Source organism: Microcoleus sp. A006_D1, from assembly GCF_036702805.1.
GTDB lineage: Bacteria > Cyanobacteriota > Cyanobacteriia > Cyanobacteriales > Microcoleaceae > Microcoleus.
Genome location: NZ_JAUBVZ010000004.1, coordinates 271,432 through 290,099, shown reverse-complemented (window position 1 = coordinate 290,099; position 18,668 = coordinate 271,432). Strand labels below are relative to the sequence as shown.

Annotated in this window: 17 protein-coding genes; 10 read left to right on the top strand and 7 right to left on the bottom strand. The window is 43.0% G+C overall.

Annotated features, from left to right (window positions below; genetic code table 11):
* Positions 1-52: 52 nt before the first annotated feature.
* On the bottom strand, positions 53-670 hold the full coding sequence (locus tag QUB68_RS09610) for a hypothetical protein (protein WP_332991642.1): 618 nt from the start codon (positions 668-670) through the stop codon (positions 53-55).
* A 26-nt stretch (positions 671-696) separates the two neighbouring features.
* Here QUB68_RS09610 and QUB68_RS09605 point away from each other — a divergent pair, with 26 nt between their 5' ends.
* Positions 697-837, top strand: coding sequence for a hypothetical protein (locus tag QUB68_RS09605; protein ID WP_332991641.1), 141 nt, complete (start codon positions 697-699; stop codon positions 835-837).
* On the opposite strand, the gene QUB68_RS09600 is transcribed toward QUB68_RS09605, so the two are convergent.
* Positions 822-1,055, bottom strand: a complete 234-nt coding sequence (locus QUB68_RS09600; RefSeq protein WP_332991639.1) for a hypothetical protein — start codon at positions 1,053-1,055, stop codon at positions 822-824. The two genes, QUB68_RS09605 and QUB68_RS09600, sit on opposite strands and share 16 nt — an antisense overlap.
* Before the next feature lie 211 nt (positions 1,056-1,266).
* Between QUB68_RS09600 and QUB68_RS09595 the strand changes: the two genes are divergently transcribed.
* The 3 genes from QUB68_RS09595 to QUB68_RS09585 all read left to right on the top strand — a co-directional run bounded on the left by QUB68_RS09595 (position 1,267) and on the right by QUB68_RS09585 (position 6,187).
* A complete protein-coding gene (locus QUB68_RS09595; protein WP_332991637.1) occupies positions 1,267-1,419 on the top strand; it encodes a ribbon-helix-helix domain-containing protein in 153 nt (50 codons plus the stop codon).
* 311 nt (positions 1,420-1,730) lie between these two features.
* Complete coding sequence (locus QUB68_RS09590) at positions 1,731-2,978, top strand: restriction endonuclease (RefSeq protein ID WP_332991635.1); 1,248 nt, start codon at positions 1,731-1,733, stop codon at positions 2,976-2,978.
* Positions 2,873-6,187, top strand: coding sequence for an eIF2A-related protein (locus QUB68_RS09585; RefSeq protein WP_442923067.1), 3,315 nt, complete (start codon positions 2,873-2,875; stop codon positions 6,185-6,187). Before QUB68_RS09590 ends, QUB68_RS09585 begins: the two co-directional genes overlap by 106 nt.
* 323 nt (positions 6,188-6,510) lie before the next feature.
* On the opposite strand, the gene QUB68_RS09580 is transcribed toward QUB68_RS09585, so the two are convergent.
* Positions 6,511-7,128, bottom strand: a complete 618-nt coding sequence (locus QUB68_RS09580; RefSeq protein ID WP_332991633.1) for a hypothetical protein — start codon at positions 7,126-7,128, stop codon at positions 6,511-6,513.
* Between the two features lie 189 nt (positions 7,129-7,317).
* On the opposite strand from QUB68_RS09580, the gene QUB68_RS09575 reads away from it, so the two are divergent.
* The gene (locus tag QUB68_RS09575; protein ID WP_332991630.1) at positions 7,318-7,620 is read left to right on the top strand and encodes a DUF433 domain-containing protein; all 303 of its coding nucleotides are present in this window, start codon (positions 7,318-7,320) and stop codon (positions 7,618-7,620) included.
* The gene (locus QUB68_RS09570) at positions 7,617-7,985 is read left to right on the top strand and encodes a DUF5615 family PIN-like protein (RefSeq protein ID WP_332991628.1); all 369 of its coding nucleotides are present in this window, start codon (positions 7,617-7,619) and stop codon (positions 7,983-7,985) included. Before QUB68_RS09575 ends, QUB68_RS09570 begins: the two co-directional genes overlap by 4 nt.
* A gap of 69 nt (positions 7,986-8,054) precedes the next feature.
* Here the strand turns inward: QUB68_RS09570 and QUB68_RS09565 are convergent, their stop codons facing one another.
* Positions 8,055-8,723 carry a class I SAM-dependent methyltransferase gene (locus QUB68_RS09565; protein WP_332991626.1) on the bottom strand — a complete coding sequence of 223 codons (669 nt, stop codon included), beginning with the start codon at positions 8,721-8,723 and terminating at the stop codon, positions 8,055-8,057.
* Between the two features lie 49 nt (positions 8,724-8,772).
* On the opposite strand from QUB68_RS09565, the gene rfbC reads away from it, so the two are divergent.
* The 4 genes from rfbC to QUB68_RS09545 all read left to right on the top strand — a co-directional run bounded on the left by rfbC (position 8,773) and on the right by QUB68_RS09545 (position 13,164).
* A complete protein-coding gene (gene rfbC / locus QUB68_RS09560; protein WP_332991625.1) occupies positions 8,773-9,318 on the top strand; it encodes a dTDP-4-dehydrorhamnose 3,5-epimerase in 546 nt (181 codons plus the stop codon).
* A 2-nt stretch (positions 9,319-9,320) separates the two neighbouring features.
* A complete protein-coding gene (gene rfbD, locus QUB68_RS09555; RefSeq protein ID WP_332991624.1) occupies positions 9,321-10,193 on the top strand; it encodes a dTDP-4-dehydrorhamnose reductase in 873 nt (290 codons plus the stop codon).
* A 110-nt stretch (positions 10,194-10,303) separates the two neighbouring features.
* Positions 10,304-12,055 carry a hypothetical protein gene (locus tag QUB68_RS09550; protein ID WP_332991623.1) on the top strand — a complete coding sequence of 584 codons (1,752 nt, stop codon included), beginning with the start codon at positions 10,304-10,306 and terminating at the stop codon, positions 12,053-12,055.
* 134 nt (positions 12,056-12,189) lie between these two features.
* Positions 12,190-13,164: a glycosyltransferase family 2 protein gene (locus QUB68_RS09545; RefSeq protein ID WP_332991622.1), complete on the top strand. Its 975-nt coding sequence runs from the start codon at positions 12,190-12,192 to the stop codon at positions 13,162-13,164.
* Positions 13,165-13,355: 191 nt separating this feature from the next.
* On the opposite strand, the gene QUB68_RS09540 is transcribed toward QUB68_RS09545, so the two are convergent.
* From QUB68_RS09540 to QUB68_RS09530, 3 genes are all read right to left on the bottom strand, one after another.
* Complete coding sequence (locus QUB68_RS09540; RefSeq protein WP_332991621.1) at positions 13,356-15,188, bottom strand: DUF6798 domain-containing protein; 1,833 nt, start codon at positions 15,186-15,188, stop codon at positions 13,356-13,358.
* Between the two features lie 12 nt (positions 15,189-15,200).
* Positions 15,201-17,420: a hypothetical protein gene (locus tag QUB68_RS09535; protein WP_332991620.1), complete on the bottom strand. Its 2,220-nt coding sequence runs from the start codon at positions 17,418-17,420 to the stop codon at positions 15,201-15,203.
* A 139-nt stretch (positions 17,421-17,559) separates the two neighbouring features.
* Entirely contained in the window at positions 17,560-18,582 is a 1,023-nt protein-coding gene (locus QUB68_RS09530; protein ID WP_332991619.1) for an SGNH/GDSL hydrolase family protein, read from the bottom strand.
* Between the last annotated feature and the right edge of the window lie 86 nt (positions 18,583-18,668).

Below are 18,668 nucleotides of genomic sequence, written 5' to 3'. Positions count from 1 at the left end.
TATTCTGCGGTAGGGACACGGCACTGCCGTTTCCTTTTTGAAATTAATATCATTATATTTCCACACCGTCTAAAATTCCCACCATTACCTTAATTAAATCTTCTAAATCGTCAGGCACTCTAAACAAATTGACATCTTGAAAAATCGTCTGCTGACTTCGATCTAACTTGCCAAATCGCCATACATCTCCCATTGTCACCGCACCGTAAAGTATATTTTGCTCTTCAACGTGTGACATAGCAATTAACTCTACAGCTAGTTGAGTAAATCCTCTAGTCATATCGTCGTTTTTGGCTTCAATGACTAGCAAATCTTGATTTGATTGCACGAGATAGTCTAATTTTCCTTTTAGCCAGCTACTAACGTTGAGAGTATATTCAAATTTGAGTTGACATTGGCAGTATCGAATGATGTCTAGCAAAACTGGCGATACTAATGATTCTCTTCTAGCCATTTCGCTGCTGAGGCTAACCAGAGGAAGGATATCTTCTATTGTTTCTTTAAGCTGTATTAGTCTATTTAAGTGTTTAGTTGTTGTTGGCAAAGATAGCCGTTGCTTGATGAATGAGTAATCAAATTCTGCCAAAATTTCATCTGTTTCGTAAGGTAATTCAAAGTATGAACGAAAGCTGTATTCTCGACCTTCTTCTAAAATCTTTCGCTTGACCATAATGTTAAAACTTCCAATATGTATCTATGTTTATTATAGCAATTTTAGAAGGCTTAGAAGATGAAAATTTGCAGACAGCCGATCGCACTTATCGACAAAATTTCAACAAAAGTGCGATCCTCTGCGAGGGCTTTGCTAACGACCTCAACGTCTACTCAGCAAAATAGCGAGTCAAAATCCGCATAATTTCACCGCTAATCGGCGAGGGAAGAGGCGGACTCCACTCATCAATCTTGGCGAAACCCAAGATGTGCAGGATGTCTACGATCCAGTTAACGCCTTTGGGAGTGCCGCACAGCAGCAAGCGGACGGGTTTTTTGTCGGCGGGCGCGTCTGGAATTTCTTCCCGCAGTAGTTCGGGAACGGACTTTGGTGTTGGTATCATAGAGTTATCTCCTGATTGTGGGAGCCCAAACCCCTGCCGCGTCTTGATTGGAGTCTGAAACGGCGGGGGTTTGGTTTTTGTTAACATTGCTATATTAGCATACGATAGCAAACTATAGCAAATAGCATAAGAAAATATAGAAGGTAAAATGTGAATAGATGTAAAAGAGAAAAACCTAATGGGCGGGAAGCGCAAGCTTGAGTTGATAGCTGTGTACGTAACAAAGGAAAAAAAGGAGGCTCTTGAGGAGTGGGCTACTTCTGAAGAACGTTCTGTTTCATGGATTGTTGGGAAGGCGATCGACAAAGCTTTGCAAGAACATCAACAGCAGCAAACCGAGGCAAAACAGAATACACAGCAGTGAAGTGCGTTAGCAAAGCCCTCGCAGAGGATCGCACTTCGCTTGAACAGGAGTTGCGGAAACTAATGTGAGGATGCTGATGTTATTAGAATACCGGGCGGTTGAAACCGCGTCTATACAGGCAAAACCCGGATGGTGCGCGGGTTAAAGAGCGATCGGTGAAAATTATCTTATTTTCTTCAGTCCGCAGAGGCGGACATTGTTTGTGTAGGCGCGGTTTCAACCGCCGTCTTCGTTTGTGTCAACGCGGTTTCAACCGCCGTCTCATCTCTTCTCATCTCTTCTCATCCCACCAACCACCTCAAAATCCCAGCATGATTATACCAAATCTCGACGTAATTATCGGCGCAATTACCAGCATCGCCCAGCCTTTAATTAAAGATAAGCTCGATCGCAGCGAAACAGTCATCAAACTACTCAAAAAATTCAACCTCAACCCCGAACACCCGCTACCAGACTTCAGCAGCGTTTACGTTTATACATTAGTAGAATACGGCGTTGGCAAACCCAAGCCAATATTACAACTGTTCCGGGAAGAAGAAATTAAACAAGCATTTCGCCAAGCATTCGATCGCAATTCTCCCGCTATTTTGATCGAAGGAGGAGAAAGATTTCTTGATACCTATGCTTTTGGAGATGAAATAAAAGATTTAGGGATTGACATTCGGCGCGAGTTTGCTGCTTTTTCAGCAGTTTTTCTCGCAGTCACTAAGCGTACCCGCAATCCCAAAGAAGCTTATACCAATCATCAGATTGATTCAGTACACAAACAAATTATAGCAGTTCAAGAAAGACTCGATCGACTCCCAACTTTAGAAGGAATTCGCACCGAAATGGCGCGGCTGGCTGTTGAAAATAATCCGGCTTTACCAGCAGCAACCGAAACCGCAGCGAAATCCCAAGGGTTTGCCTTGGCGCAGCAAATGCGCGGTTGGTTTGAAATATTGGGCTACGATTTTGAGCCATACCAGGTTTGGGAAGATAATTATTTTGAATGGATTATTCAAATTCCGGTGAGGCGGGGCAGATTCGATCGCATTTTGATTCGCGGCATCGCCGGAGAAGCGGGAATTCAAGACGTTGCAGCGCTGCGACAGTCGGTAGCAACGCAAAAAACCGATGAGGGTTGGCTGGTGACGGCGCGGCGGATTGCCAAAGCAGCCCGAAATGAGGTTGACAAACCAGAAAATCGGCATCTCGATTGTTATACGTTTGACGAACTGATTGATGTTGATGCTGATTTTAGCAGTTATATCCAATGGTTAAAAAACGAAGTTAATCGCAGGCAAATTGATGGCAAATACGTGCCTCTCGGTTGTACAAAAGCTGAGTTAGACTCCGTTAATAAGCGACAAATTGATGCTAGTTATTACGGCGAAGAAGATGGCTGGATTGACGGTTATATCGACTTGTGGATGGACGATCCGGTGAAGGAACATATTTCAGTTTTGGGCGAATTCGGGACGGGAAAACTTGGTTTGCTTTTCACTACGCTTGGACGGCTTTGCAGCGATATCAACAGGCAAAGGACAGAGGAACTCAACGGCCTCGGTTGCCTTTGATTATTACTTTGCGCGACTATGCGAAGGCGCTGAATGTGGAGAATGTTTTGGCGGGTTTCTTTTTTACTCAGCACAATATTCGTCTGAATAGTGAGGTGTTCGATCAACTGAATCGGATGGGTAAGTTGCTGTTGATTTTTGACGGATTTGATGAAATGGCCGCGAAGTGCGATCGGCAACAAATGATTAACAACTTCTGGGAACTAGCAAAAGTGATTGCCCCCGGTGCGAAAGTCATCTTAACCTGTCGCACAGAACACTTTCCCGAAGCCAAGGAAGGACGGGCTTTATTGAATGCGGAATTAAAAGCCTCGACTGCCAATCTCAGCGGAGAAACGCCACAGTTTGAAGTATTAGAATTGGCAGCATTTAACGATGACCAAATCCGTCAGGTATTGTCTCACCAAGCCGATGCCGAAACTGTGACTCAGGTGATGAACAATCCGCAGTTGTTGGATTTGGCGCGCAGGCCAGTGATGGCGGAATTGATATTAGAAGCATTGCCGGATATTCAAGCTGGTAAACCTGTGGATATGTCGCGGGTGTATCTGTATGCGGTGCGCCGGAAGATGGAACGGGATATTAAGGCAGAAAGGACGTTTACATCGCTGGCAGATAAACTATTTTTCCTGTGCGAACTGTCCTGGGAAATGCTCTCAAATGACCAGATGAGTTTGAATTATCGGCTGTTTCCCGACAGGATTCGCCGCTTGTTCGGTGCTGTGGTTCAAGAAGAAAAGAATTTAGACCACTGGCATTATGACATGATGGGTCAAACGATGCTAATTCGCAATGCTGAGGGCGATTATTCTCCGGCACATCGCTCGCTTTTGGAGTTTTTTGTAGCGTATAAGTTGGCGGCTGAGTTGGGGGTTTTGCCTGCTGATTTTACGGAGTTGTCCCAGGCACAATTGTATTTGGATAGTTCTGTTGAGTCTGTGGATTATACTTGGTCTGGGTATTTTCGCCGTCAGGTGGATAATGCAGGTGAACTTGTGCCGATTCCTGCTTTGAAGGGTTTTGTTGGTGAAAGTTTAGCGCGGATTCGTAACAGTTTTGGGCGGGAAGTTTTGACGAAAGCGGTGATGGATTTGCTAGTGCCGATGCTTTCAAAAACCGGGTTTGTTGGTGAGGTAAAATCTCGACTATTGGAAATTCTGGAAGCGACTAAAGGCACAAATGAGGAGGAAGTTGGTTATATCGGTGGAAATGCCGCGACGGTATTGGTGAAGGTTGATAATGCTGCTTTGGAAGGAAGAGATTTATCGCGGGCTGTGATTAAAGGTGCTGATTTTTCTGATGCTAGTTTGCGCCGTGTGAATTTTGCTGAGGCGAATTTAAATGATTCTGCTTTTACTAAAGTTTTGGGTAAAGTTTCGTCAGTAGCATTTAGTCCTAATGATAATCTTTTAGTTACAGGCGATAGCGATGGCATGGTTCGTTTCTGGGAAACTCCAAGCGGAAGAGAAGTTCTAACACTTCAAGGACATACAAGTTGGGTGTATTCAGTTGCTTTCAGTCCAGATGGGAAGATGCTTGCCAGTGGTAGTTACGATAAAACAGTAAGGGTATGGGATTTGCAAAATTATAAATGCCTCATCTTTCAGGGATATACTGACTGGGTGCGTTCAGTCACATTTAGTCCAGATGGAAAAATGCTTGCCACTGGTAGTTCTGAAATAAAGCTATGGAATATCCATACTGGTGAATGCTTCAAAATTTTTCAAGGTCACAACAGTTGGGTATATTCAGTTGCTTTCAGTCCAGACGGAAACATACTTGCTAGTGGTAGTTATGACTCAACTGTGAAACTCTGGGATGTCAATACAGGTAAATGTCTCTTAACTTTACAGGAACACAGCAATTCGGTACTTACAGTCGCCTTTAGTCCAGATGGAAAAATCCTTGCCAGTGGTAGCTACGACTCAACAGTGAAACTCTGGGATATCAAAACGGGTGAATGCCTCAAAACATTACATGGGCATACAAATGCGGTATGGTCAGTCGTTTTTAGTTTAGACGGAAACATACTTGCTAGCTGTGGTAGTGACACGATAATTAGAATCTGGAATATCCACAGTGATGAACCCTGCAAAGCATTGCCAGGACATAGTAATCGAGTTTATTCAGTTAGATTTAGTCCAGATAGTAAAATACTTGCTAGTGGTAGCCATGACGGAACAATTAAAATCTGGGATGTCATCACCAACGAATGCCTTAATACAGTACAAGGGTGTACAAATAGGGTATGTTCAATAGCTTTGAATTCTTCTGGTCGTGTAGTTGCCAGTGGTGGTGGTGATAAAATGGTAAAGTTGTGGGATATCGAAGCTGGTGAACGCATCAAAGTTTTACAAGGGCATACAAATTGGGTTCACTCAGTTGCCTTGAGTCCAGATGGTGAAAAACTTGCCAGTGTGAGTTTTGAACTGAGGCTGTGGAATATTCGTACTGGCAAGTTTCTTAATACTTTGCAAGGACATACCGATGAGGTAATTTCAGTTACTTTTAGTCCGGATGGAAAGATACTTGCTAGTGGCAGTGACGATGAAACAGTTAAGCTATGGGATATTAATACAGGTAAGTGCTTGAAAACCTTACGAGGACACACCAATAGAATATGGTTTGTTGCTTTCTCTCCTGATGGAAAGATAGTTGCAAGTAGCAGTGCCGATCAAACAGTGAGAATATGGAATGTTAATACAGGTGAATGCTTAAAAACTTTGCAAGGGCATAAAAATCGAGTATATTCAGTTGCTTTTTCCTCCCAAGGAAAAACTATTGCTAGCGCTGGTGATGACAAAACAGTAAGGATTTGGGATGTTGACACAGGCAAATGCTTGAAAATCTTGCAAGGGCATACTGATGCAATATTAGCAGTTGCTTTTAGTCCTGAAGGTAATACAATCGCCAGCGGTGGTGATGACAAAATTGTAAGACTATGGGATGCCCACACAGGAGAATGTCTGAAAGTTTTACAGGGTCATACTAATGCTGTGAGTTCAGTTGTCTTTAGTAAAGAAAATTATATCCTCAGTAGCAGCCATGATGAGACAATTAAGCTTTGGAATACCAATACGGGCGAGTGCTTAAAAACTTTGATAGACAGACCTTATGAGGGCATGAATATCACGGGTGTTATGGGTTTGACGGAGGCTGAGAAAGCTACGCTGAAAGCTTTAGGGGCGGTGTGCGACGACGATTTGTAGAGATGCGATATCATACTAAAGAAACCGGGTTTTTCACAGATTTAAGACTTCGGCGGATATTGTGGGAAAAAACCCGGTTTCTGCCTAAGTTTCTACCTAATTTCGGTAGGGGCGGGTTCACCAACAATCTATGAAACCTACAAATAATCTCATAAACCCGCCCCATCCCCACCACGATATACATCAACATTTTACCAATCAATTTACCGTACATTTTGATTGTCTGTTGGGTGGGGGCGGGTTTTATAGATTGATGGTTTTCATTAGAGATTGTTGGTGAACCCGCCCCTACAAATTTGGTTGATTAGATGCGGGCGATCGACCTAAATTTCCACACCCTCTAAAATTCCCACCATTACCTTAATTAAATCTTCTAAATCGTCAGGCACTCTAAACAAATTAACATCTTGAAAAATCGTCTGCTGACTTCGATCTAACCTACCAAATTGCCAGACATTTCCCATTGTCACCGCCCCGTAAAATGTATTGGGCTCTTCAACGTGGGACATCGCAATTAATTCTACAGCAAGTTGAGTAAATCCTCTAGTCATATCGTCATTCTTGGCTTCAATAACCAGCAATTCTTGATTTGATTGCACGAGATAACCTAAATTTCCTTTTAACCAGCTATTAACGTTGAGAGTATATTCAAATCGGAGTTGACATTGGCAATATCGAACGATGTCCAGCAAAACAGGCGCTACCAAAGATTCTCTTCTAGCTGTTTCGCTGCTGAGACTGAGAAAAGGCAAAGTTGCTCTAATTCTTTGTTTAAGAGAGTCTATTTCTCCTAGTTCTCTAGACGTATGCGGCAGAGATAACTCAGCTTTAACTAGCGAGTAATCAAATTCTGCTAAAATTTCGTCGGTTTCATAAGGTAATTCAAAGTACGAAGGAAAGCTGTATTCTCGACCTTCTTGTAAAATTTTTCGCTTGACCATGATGTTTAAATTGGTAGTAGTTTTATGATAACACTTGGAAGTGACAGGTACAAGGGCGATCGACCTTTTTCTATCTACTAAGTTAGGACAAAAATTTTAAATAAAGGATCGGTTGCACTTGGCTGTGATATAATTAACTACGAGAGCATCTTTCCTGCCAAGAGTTCACAATTAATACTACCATAAATCATGTCAACTACTGCTATTGATATCAGTACCTTAATTGCTCGTACACCGGGTTTGCACGGCGGAACTCCTCACATTGCCGGTAAAGGTGTTACTGTCAGACGCATTGTATTTTTGTACAAACGAGGACAGAATGCAGAGGAAATTGCCGATCGCATTCCACATCTGAGTTTGGCCGAAGTTTATACCGCATTAGCATACTACCATGCCAACAAACCAGAGATAGAAGCCGACTTAGCAGCCCAAGCTGCTGAGGCAAAACGCCTAGAAATGTTATCAGAACAAAATATTCAAAATCAACCATGAGCACGATTCGTTTGTATATCGATGAAGACTCGATGGATCGAGGTTTAATCCAGTCATTGCGAGCGAGAAATGTTGATTTAATTACCGTTCAGGAAACGAAAACAGAAGGGCGACTCGATGAAGAGCAACTGAATTTAGCAGCATCCCAAAATCGAGTAATATACAGTCATAATATTTCTGATTTCTGTCAGTTACATACAGATTTTTTGATGGAGGGTAAAAACCACGCAGGAATCGCTTTGCTATCCCAAGATTGTTCAATTGGCGAGCAGCTACGAGCTATTTTAGGATTGGTTTCTACCAAAACTGCTGAGGAGATGCAAAACCAGTTAGAATTCTTGAGCAAGTATCTGAGAAACAGTTAATCGATCGCCTTTTATCTATTGTTGTTACCAAACAGAACTTGAAAAAGCCGACAATATCTGCCTCAAGTCTTATAACTTCGATCCCTTAACAAACATTTGCCCGCCCAAAAACCGCCACAAAAAAGGCAACTTCAAGTAAACCTTTAACAGCAAGGGCGAGGCAGGTCTACCTTTGGTCGAAAACGGTAAAAATCTCGGTATCATTACATCAATTTTAAACCCCACAGTTTGTAAAAGCTCTTGCAGCGATAAGTGCGTAATCGGTAATTGATGGTCGATAAAATCGTAGTATTCCTTGTAAGAGTATTTAAAATTAGGCTGAATTACCAAAAGGGAACCGCTAGGTTTCAGCGCATCAAAGCAAAACGAGATAATTTCTACAAGTTCCTCTTTGTTGCGGAGATGTTCAAAAAAGTTTGAGATAAAAATGCGATCGAACTGTTCGGTGAAAGATGTGTGACTCTCCAAGTTAAGCACATCAAGATTCAGTACCTTGACATCAGCATTAGCAAATAACTTTGAATCGGGATTTAGGTCAATCAAACATTTTTTTTTCGCCAGAATTTGATTGATAAACTCGCAGTAGCCGCCGCCAATATCTAAAACCGCTGATTCTGGAGGAACATAATCTTGTAAAAACTCGTCTATCAAAACTTTCCAGAGTGCCACCTTGGCTTGCATTTGTCGGGAATCAAAGCGGTTGGCGTACAACTTTTTGAGATATGTGTCAGTTTTCATAGTAAAATAGCCTTGACTAAGTATGAGTCTATCACTGTCACAGTAAGCTATGAACGTTATATCTACCGAAATACCCGAAGTTCTGATAATTGAGCCGAAAATTTTTGGAGACGATCGCGGTTTCTTTTTTGAGAGTTTCAATCACCAAGCTTTTGTTGAAAAAACAGGCGTGACGGCAGAATTTGTTCAAGACAATCATTCCAAGTCGTCTAAAAATGTGCTGCGCGGTTTGCACTACCAAATGCAGCAGCCTCAAGGCAAATTGCTGCGGGTAGTTGCGGGCGAAATATTTGACGTAGCGGTGGATATTAGAAAAAGTTCGCCGACTTTTGGACAGTGGGTGGGCTGTTTGCTGAGTGCAGAAAATAAGCGGCAATTTTGGGTGCCGGCGGGATTTGCTCACGGTTTTTTAGTAGTATCAGAGATTGCTGAGGTTTTGTACAAAACTACAGAATACTATGCACCGGCACACGAGCGGTGTATCCTGTGGAATGACCCCGATTTGGCGATCGCCTGGCCGCTAGATGGTGCCGAACCAATTTTATCACCCAAAGACCAAGCCGGACAAACGTTGAAAACAGCTCAAGTGTTTTAATAATGAAAATTTTACTCGCAGGCGGCAGCGGACAGCTAGCTCAAGAATTGCAGCCCATCTTATTATCTGTGGGAGAGGTCATTTCAGTCGATCGCACTCGCGTCGATTTATCCCAACCCGAAACCATCCGTCAAGCAATGGCTGACATTCAACCGGATTTAGTCATCAATTCCGGTGCTTACACTGCGGTAGACAAAGCCGAAAGCGATGCAGAATTAGCACACGCAGTCAACGGCATTGCACCGGGAATTATAGCAGAAGAATGCGAAAAACTGGGAGCGAGTTTGATTCACTTTTCCACGGATTATGTATTTGACGGCAGCAAAAGTTCTGCTTATCTGGAAACAGATTCTACGAATCCGCTGGGAACTTACGGCAAGTCGAAATTAGCAGGCGAGGAAGCAATTCGGCAAGCTGGAAATCGGCACATTATTATTAGAACTGCCTGGGTTTACGGCAACGGTGGCAAAGGTAACTTTGTCAAAACTATGCTGAGGTTGGGCAAGGAAAGGGAAGAAATTCGGGTAGTAGCAGATCAGATCGGAAGTCCTACGTGGACGGGCGATTTGGCTACGGCGACTGCCCAAATCATTCCTCTGCTTGACCTAGAAAGTTTTGGGACTTACCAGTATACTAACAGCGGTGTTTGTAGTTGGTACGATTTTGCGATCGCCATTTTTGAAGAAGCAGCACAACTCGGCTTTCCCCTGAAAGTTCAGCGCGTAATTCCTATCACGACTGCTGAATATCCAACACCCGCAAAACGTCCCGCTTTTTCTGTCCTCTCTACTGTGAAAATATCAGCACTTCTGGGCACGTATCCTCCCCACTGGCGGCAAGGGCTCAGACAAATGCTGGTGAGAGAATTGAAATGAAAAATTGAGGAAATATGAGGGCGGGTTTTGTTCAGAAATTGTCTGTTATATGCAAGGTTTATCGGCTAAACCCGCCCCTACGAATAAAAATTATTTGTGTTTACTAATTCATGAAAGTCAAACAACAATATGTTTTAATTGCCGCATCAGTGCTCGGCATTCTCATACCAGCCTCCTATATCTTGTACCTGATATCGCAAGCGGGAGACTTATCTAATTTTGATTATTGGTGGATGACCTGGAATTTTTATTCTGTAGATGGTTTCTCAACCAATCCTTTTAATTGGATATTTCGGGCGAACGAGCATTTTGTCTTTATTCCGGCGATTATCTATGCCTTGAATATTGTTGTCACCCAAGGTTCAAATATTGGTTTGTGCTTAGTTGCCTGGTTTTTGGCTTGGATTCAGTGCCAGGTATTAATTGCTTTGCTACCGTTGACTTTGAGGCGTTTTCCGCTGCAATTTATCTCAGTAATCCTGTGCATTTCTATTTTTAATTTTACTCCGGCGGCGGCGCATAACTGGATGCGGGGATTCAGTGGTGTTCACTGGATAATTGCTAATTTATTTGTGATTTGTTCGATATTTTGTTTGCAATCTTATGTGACTTTTCTGGGTACATCTGGGGCGGGCATGGGGGCACCGCCCCTACGCAATGGTTGGGTAATTGGTAGTATTGTGTTTGGTATTTTAGGCTGTATTAGTTACAGCACTCCTTTGGCTTTGTGGCCGATTTTGTGTGCTGCTGCGGTTGTGCTGCGGTTTCCTCGGCGGATAACTTATTTGTATTTCGCTGCTTCGGTTGCGGTGATTGGTATTTATTTTGTGACTTATAAAACTCCATCCAATCACCCTTCTTTAACAAAAATTAATCCGCTGAAAACTCTGGAATATATTCCCATTTATCTCGGTGGGATTTTTAGCGAAAATATTATCATTGCGTCAATTATTGGGATAATTGGTTTGATGGCTGTAACGGGTTTTGTCGGTTATTGGCTATTTGTAAAAAAAGTAGATCGCCCAAATTGGCTGCCTTGGCTGTCCATCCAATTGTACACCCTGCAAACGGCGTTAATGGCCGCTGTGAGTCGATCGGGATTTGGAGTCGAACAGGCCACCGCTTCCCGTTACGCCACACTCCCAGCGTTGTTTTGGATGAGTACAATTATCCTCACAGTGCTGGCGGTAGGGGAGTTGCAGCCGACCCCGAGAATCCAAGGGCGTTGGCTGACACCGCTGTTTGCAGTCGTGACAGCGGCCGTGATTTTAATGTACGGGGTGGGTGGCGAAACTGCAATGGCGATCGCCCGCAGAGCCACCTATCAACCGCTAGTCGCCCTATCGCTGCAATTAGGCATCACCGACATCACCCTAATTAAAGAGAGAGTAGGCAACAAACCGGCCGCATTTATCGGGTTAATCGATGCCTTAAAAACCAACAACTTAGTACCATTCAATCGAGACATCAAACAACACAATTTCTGTGCAGCATTAGACACAAAAATCGATCCCAACTTACTCTCAGCACCCAAAGACGGAGTACCAGGATATTTTGATACTGTTACCAAACTCGCACCTCAAGCAGCGAGAGTAATTGGCTGGGTAGGAGACCCAGAAAATAATGTAAAATGTATTGCTATTCTCAACCAAGAAAATGTAGTGCGAGGTTTTGCCATGTCAGGATTTCCGCGCCCAGACTTAGTTAACTTGTTTGGCGCTGCCTACGAATTCGCAGCTTGGAGAGGATACATTCAAACATCACCAACAGACAAGTTATTGACAGCCTATGCCTCATTTAAAAACCGCGAAGGTTGGGTAGCCTTGCGAAACTCCCAAGCAATAGACATCTTGCAAAAATAATTGGGACGCTGCTCAGAGCAACGTCCCACAAATTTTTGTTTTCTTGTGGGATGGGCTTTGAGCATCGTCCCCAAAAAATGATTAAAAGAACTTTTGCAATTTTTTCTAATCAATAACACTTACAAAAATTAGCTATGCCAAAAGACCTCAGTTTCGTAATTCCCGTTCACAACGAAGAAGCAACGCTCAAATTGCTGTTTGAAAAAATTAGCATTGTCATGTCTCAAACAGGAATTGACAATTACGAAGTAATTTTCATAGATGACGGCAGCCGCGATGCTTCTTGGCGAGAAATCGCAGATTTAGCTCGCCAATATCCCAAACTAATTAAGGCGATAAAAATGCGCCGCAACTTTGGAAAATCCTCCGCACTTTCAGCAGGATTTCGCAATGCAGCAGGGAGAATTATCTTTACCTTGGATGCCGATTTGCAAGATGACCCCGCTGAAATTCCCAAATTTTTAGATCATTTAGAATTGGGATTCGATTTAGTTTCCGGTTGGCGAAAACAGCGCAACGACCCGCTTTCTAAAACCTTACCTTCCAGGCTGTTTAATGCCGTTGCGTGTTTGCTGACTGGGGTGAAAATGCACGACATGAATTGCGGTTTCAAAGCTTATCGCCGGGAAGTTTTGCAGTCGATTAAATTGTACGGGGAATTGCACCGCTACATTCCAGCTTTAGCAAACAATTTAGGGTTTAAAATTGGGGAAGTAGTTGTTGAACACCATCCGCGCAAACATGGCAAATCCAATTATGGCTGGGAACGCTACGCGCGGGGATTTATTGATTTGTTGACGGTGTTGGCGACGACGCAGTATTTGCACAAACCGGGTCATTTGTTTGGAGGTTTGGGGTTGTGTTTTGGCTTGGTGGGAACTGTTTCGCTGAGTTATTTGATTGTGATTTGGTTTCTGAATTTGGCGGGGATGAATTTTGGGCCAATTGGTAATCGACCTTTGTTATTTTTTGGTATTTTGTGTACAATTCTGTCGGTACAGTTGATTTCTTTGGGGATTTTAGCTGAGTTGATGGCGCGGAATGTGGATGCTGATTATGTGGACAAGCAAATTTGCGAAATTATTGATGATTCGGGTTTTGATGTTTAACCTCAGATAAGATTCGGCGGTTGAAACCGCTTCTATACAAACAAAGTCGGCGCAACGCCCGACTCAATAAACTGGTAACGAGTAAAATGCTCTCTCTTTTTATTCACTCCGCGAAGGCGGACTTTGTTTGTGTGCCCGTAAACTCCGCGAATTCTATTCGCCGGGAAATTGCGGTTGAAACACGTTTGATATTATCGGATTTTATAGATGATCCATTTGCCTTCTCTATCTACTATTTCTCCGTCTATATTTGGATGCCAATCGCTGCGAGTCAGGATATAATCGGCATGATAGTTTCGGGCTACCTTGACTAAATCCGCACTGCTGCGACGGCTGAATAAGTCGCTTCCTCCCCAAATCATTTGCGGGTTTAAGGGGACTCCTAAAATAGCTTCCATGCGATTTTTCCATTCTTTGATGCCTGTTTCTGTAAAGGGAAAGTTCTTGAAGTTGACTACAATCGCTCTTTCGGAGAAAAATTGGAAGCTGGTAACTGATGGTGGAACTAATACGAGTGCGTCGCGGCTGCTAATTTGCGAAAAGCGCACTGCTAATCTGCTTAAGTCGTCCCTGGGAACGGCATTGATATTGACTCTTGTTTGAAATACATTTAATACAGGTTTGGGTAGAATTCCTGCTACTCCCAACACTAAGGTTGCCGTAGTTAGCAAAGCTAAGATATGAGTTATAGTCTGTTTTATAGATGTAGCAAATGATGTTTTTTCTAGGATCAATGGGAAGGCGAGGATTGAGAAAAGGACGGGGATGCCCAGGATGCGATCGCCAATTATTTCCCATGAATCAGTCAGCGGATATGCTAAGCTAAAAATAGACGTTCCTACGGCTAAAATCCACAACAGTATATTGTAGCGTTTGGGAAAGGCATAATTTTTCGTTTGCCAAACCGCAAATCCCAAGAAAATGATACCTCGAAAAGGCAAAGTTAGTACAGATAGCACCAACAAGCTAACAGGTATTTGTTTTTCTCGGTCAACCTCATCTAGCGTCAAACAAACAGCAATAAAGATAATTAATTGAGCAAAAGGTACGGTTCTCGCTAATTGGAGTTTGGCGATAAAAGCTAGCGGGTAAACTTCGACAAATATGTAGTTTAGCAGCAGTGCAAAAATTGACGCAGCAATAATTATGTAAAAGTTAACTTTGTCGGCTTTTCGCAATAAATTTGTATTTTTGATGCACAATAAGCCGCCAATTATCAAACAGATAAAGTTGAACCAATTCCCCATATCCCAATTTGAGGGCAGGATGTGGTGGGGATTGCGGACTTTAGCGTGAATGAAGACAAACTCGGCATTGTCGATAGTGTGGGTGCTGGTAGTACCTGTCAATAACATGGGTACGTATACTATACTTGCCATTGCTGCTAAAAGTGCGATCGCCCAAATCAATGTTTTGAACTTCCGCTGTCTTAGCGATTCCACCGCCAAAACCGGAACCATCATCAATCCCGGCAACAAACCCACCAACAATTGTAGCAGACAACCCAGCCCAAAACAGAAATATCCCGTCAGCCATTTCTGGCGCAAACTAAAGTAAATTCCCCAGATTGCGAAGGCCATCGCGAAGGTACTGGGTACTGATTTGGTGGAAAATATCAGCGTGTTACCGACATCTGTAAATGAAGCGGCTATACATAAAAAAGTCATCGCTGCGGCGGGCAGTTTGGAATTAGTATAAATATTGATAATTGCGTAGCAAGCTAGGATGAATGAACCGAAGGCTAGGAATTGATAAATAAAATGCGCTAGGGGAATGCTTGTTCCTAGGTTTGCCAGAAAATAGATGATATAGTAATAGTAGTATCTCGGATTAAATTTCACCATTTCCTGAACATAATAGTCGTTTTTGTAGAGTTCAGGATTTAGCATAAATTGAATTGGTGGCACTTCGGGGAAATTGCCTCCAATGGGGAAAATGTAGCCGGTTGCCATCAAGGAACCGATCATGACGAAAGTATAGAGAGATAGATTAAAATACCTATGGGATTTTTGATGTTTCTGCATTGATGGTTAAACTTACCTACTGACAGCTAAATTTTGAATCTCCAGTTGGCATTGGTTTGTTAAATCCTGTTTGCTGCTACTCAATACCTCAAGCAGCAAATAAATTGGATTTTTACCCCCAACAGATAGATTTAAATCGATCGCACTTTTTCCACCATCAGCCATCTCCCCTGAATTTATCAAATTACCTTGTTTGTCCCACAAAGTCAAGCGCAGGGCGACTCCCGGACATTGTTTATTGGGTAAATTGAGTTTGCCGGTAACTTGCACTTTGTCTGAAAGGGAACCTAAATACAGAAAAGATGTAGCGAGTTTATTGCTCTTTTTTATTGGATGAGTTACGATTTTATATAAGTTATCCGATTTTCGACTGACTGAATACTTGGCACTTGTGTAGACTGACTGCTGCAAACTAATCCAATCTAATTGTGTACCAGGTCGATCGACTATTTGCCGCTGTATCGCCTCCAGAGTCCTAACTGCTGTCGGTATAGAAGTCGGCCGCACTCTCCGGTAAACGCTGACAGTCACGTCGTTTTCCAGCTTAAACTGTTCCGGTAGCAACTCGAAATCTCGGGAAATCTCCCAGTTTTCAGTAAAAGCATCATAGACAACTTTAACAACATCTTGCTCGTGCGATCGCAAAACTTGCTCGTCACCCAGCAATACCTGCTGAAAAGGCACAGCAACCGCCGCATATTGCGCCTGCAACAACTCCGGTAGCGGGTAAGTATCGCGGGAGTCAATTTGCGGCCTCCCGATGGTATTTAACTTCCACCAATCCTCGGGCGGATTGACTTTTCGGTTGGCTTGTCTGAGTATATTAGCATTAAAACTGTTAGAAGCACCGACAATATAAATCGGTTCCTCATTCGGTGCTAACTTTCGCAGAAACTCAACTAATTGTACAACTTCGCGGTAGTCCGATCGCACTAACGGCCCAAAATTACTCACAAACAGTCTAGACAAATCAACTTTCACAGGAATTAACCCGACTGTAGCATTCACAATCAAGTACAAACCAGCCGCGCCCAGCATCAAATAGCGGATTTTCCCCTTGAGTGTCAGCCAAGTTGTCCAGAAAAACGCGGACAATCCCAAAAGTGCGATCGGTGTAATATGAATTGTATAGTGCAAGTAGCCGTAACGCAACATCAACAGCCACTCAACCAGCGACAAAACCCCAAACAAACAAACAAAAATAGCCGCCCCAGGAACCAGCATTCGGGTGAAAATCCCCGCCGAAAAACCAATCACTACCAGCAGCCAAGTTCCCAAACCATAAAAAGACGCATAACGAGTTAAAATATCATTTACAGGCAAACTCCAAGCCGCATACAAATTGCGGTAATTAACTGTCAGAGCACTGCGAGTAAAATCTCCCGCAACCAGCATTAAAACAGTCAAGCTAGTTGCAGCTATCAAACCCAATTTTACACCAGATTCAAACAAACCTCGGTAGGGAAACGGCACTGCCGTGTCCTGATTTTTGTCCCCATCAAGGTAGGGAAACGGCACTGCCGTGTCCTGATTTTTTGGAGACGGCAATGCCGTGTCCCTACGGTATATTAGTACAATAAACTCCACAAAAGCCTGTAAAGTCGCCGCACCCAAAAATGCGATCGCACTATAAGCAAAATGTCGCCGCAATATAATCGCCGCCGCCAGCAAAAACCCAATTAACGGCATCTTCCACCAAGATTTCAGCTTAACATCCTGCAAATAAACCCAAATTGCCAGCGCTACAAAAACACAGCCACCAGTATCCAGATATCCCCGCAGAGTCGGTATCCAACTCATCGGAATCAATAAACTCAGCAGCACAGTTGACCAAAACACCCGACGCGGATCAACTGGAATTAGCTGTGCAGAAATTGCCCCCAACAACAAGCGAAACGGTAGCACATAAATCAGCGAAACGCTGAGAATGTAACTCATCCGAGATTCGCCAAACAACAGAATAAACGGCACTAACGGCAGCGTAATTAACAGGTTTTTTTCTTTAGATAGCGATGCTATAACTTCCCGCCATGCTAGATCCGGCGAGTCTCGAAATAAATTAGCCGTATTGACTGTAGCAGTGTTGTATCCCGCGTAATCCCACCAATAAAAAGTACGTTCGCTAGATACATAAATTGACGTTAATCCAACCGTTACCAGAACAAGTAAAAACAGAAAAGAAACATCAATCAGAAACTTGCGACGCAACTTAAAATCAAATAATCCTATCACTCTAGCAACCCTAAATCACTTGTATAGCCCTGGACGCACGGGTGGTCAGAAACCGGGTTTTTTTGCAAAAATTCTGCATCAAAGCCTTTAATCCCGGTAAAAACCCGGTTTCTTTGGTATTAATGCGCCTCCCAGACTGTTACTTCAAAACAGTACCTTCCAAAAAACCATCCAACTTTTCCGCATATTGCCGATTCGCCGCCGCACTGGGATGAATATCATGAGGCAAATTATTATTTCCCGGCATTTTCAAATCAACCGAAATATCAGCCGTAGCAATTCCCTCCTGACTCAACTCATCCAACATCTTAGCAGAACCCGCATTAATTCCCGCCACAACCAACTTAACACCATTAGCCTCAGCCACACGGTTAAACTCTTCAATAATTGCCTTAGAAACATCGTGACTTTTGTACAATCCCTCCTCAAATTGATTGTAATTAACCTCCAAAAAATTGACCAAAGCCGAAACCCGCATCAGCGGCCATTCGTGATATTCCAGTTTTGCCATGCTGTAGGTAAAATGATTTTTAGCATTCAGCCTAGCATCGGGCTGGAAAAGAACACCGAGTTTATTCCAAGCAGCCATTTGCTTTCTTCTCGCCCTCAATAAAGTATTGCGGCGGTCATGAAATCCCGCATAGGCAATTACCGCAATTTTGGGTTTTTTTCCTTGTTTCAGTGCTTCTTTGAATTGAATAAACGAGTGCAGCGTGCCGTAGCCGTTAACCCCAAAATTCACTATTTCATACTTGGGCAATTTCTCTTGCAGCAACCAAGCATAAGTTTCGCTGTCATTCAATGACCAACCGTAGGTAAAAGAACAGCCAAATATCCAAATCTCTGGTTTCTTTGACGATTGATTGTAAGTATTGAGCGGATGTGTTATTCTTAAACTATTATTGAGGTGAGTGGCATTAAACGAGTAATTGCCGTTAAGTGTGACCTTGAACTTTCCAGGTAAATGTTTGTATCCGAGTTCCGAGTCTTTGGTGAAAAAGTTTCCTTTCGGTTCTACGGCAACATCGACATTTTCGATTTGCCAGGGTTTGTATCCCGCAACTCGCAAGACAATTTCCGCACTGCCGACAGATATCAATATTGGGACAATTAAATAAGTTATTAATTTGAAAGCAAAATTTTTAGCTATACCTTTTTTCATATTTTAGATGTCGGTGAAAGCGATCGCCCAAAACAGCAAACAATCGCAAATCAAATCACCGCACATGATATCACAGACTGGGGCGA

Excerpts from the sequence above, each read along its gene's own strand:
- QUB68_RS09540 (WP_332991621.1), bottom strand. The coding sequence starts at position 15,188 with ATGCAGAAACATCAAAAATCCCATAGGTATTTTAATCTATCTCTCTAT.
- QUB68_RS09575 (WP_332991630.1), top strand. The coding sequence starts at position 7,318 with ATGTCAACTACTGCTATTGATATCAGTACCTTAATTGCTCGTACACCG.
- QUB68_RS09600 (WP_332991639.1), bottom strand. The coding sequence starts at position 1,055 with ATGATACCAACACCAAAGTCCGTTCCCGAACTACTGCGGGAAGAAATT.
- QUB68_RS09565 (WP_332991626.1), bottom strand. The coding sequence starts at position 8,723 with ATGAAAACTGACACATATCTCAAAAAGTTGTACGCCAACCGCTTTGAT.
- QUB68_RS09605 (WP_332991641.1), top strand. The coding sequence starts at position 697 with ATGTTTATTATAGCAATTTTAGAAGGCTTAGAAGATGAAAATTTGCAG.
- QUB68_RS09530 (WP_332991619.1), bottom strand. The coding sequence starts at position 18,582 with ATGAAAAAAGGTATAGCTAAAAATTTTGCTTTCAAATTAATAACTTAT.
- QUB68_RS09590 (WP_332991635.1), top strand. The coding sequence starts at position 1,731 with ATGATTATACCAAATCTCGACGTAATTATCGGCGCAATTACCAGCATC.
- QUB68_RS09570 (WP_332991628.1), top strand. The coding sequence starts at position 7,617 with ATGAGCACGATTCGTTTGTATATCGATGAAGACTCGATGGATCGAGGT.
- rfbC (WP_332991625.1), top strand. The coding sequence starts at position 8,773 with ATGAACGTTATATCTACCGAAATACCCGAAGTTCTGATAATTGAGCCG.
- QUB68_RS09550 (WP_332991623.1), top strand. The coding sequence starts at position 10,304 with ATGAAAGTCAAACAACAATATGTTTTAATTGCCGCATCAGTGCTCGGC.
- QUB68_RS09580 (WP_332991633.1), bottom strand. The coding sequence starts at position 7,128 with ATGGTCAAGCGAAAAATTTTACAAGAAGGTCGAGAATACAGCTTTCCT.
- rfbD (WP_332991624.1), top strand. The coding sequence starts at position 9,321 with ATGAAAATTTTACTCGCAGGCGGCAGCGGACAGCTAGCTCAAGAATTG.
- QUB68_RS09545 (WP_332991622.1), top strand. The coding sequence starts at position 12,190 with ATGCCAAAAGACCTCAGTTTCGTAATTCCCGTTCACAACGAAGAAGCA.
- QUB68_RS09610 (WP_332991642.1), bottom strand. The coding sequence starts at position 670 with ATGGTCAAGCGAAAGATTTTAGAAGAAGGTCGAGAATACAGCTTTCGT.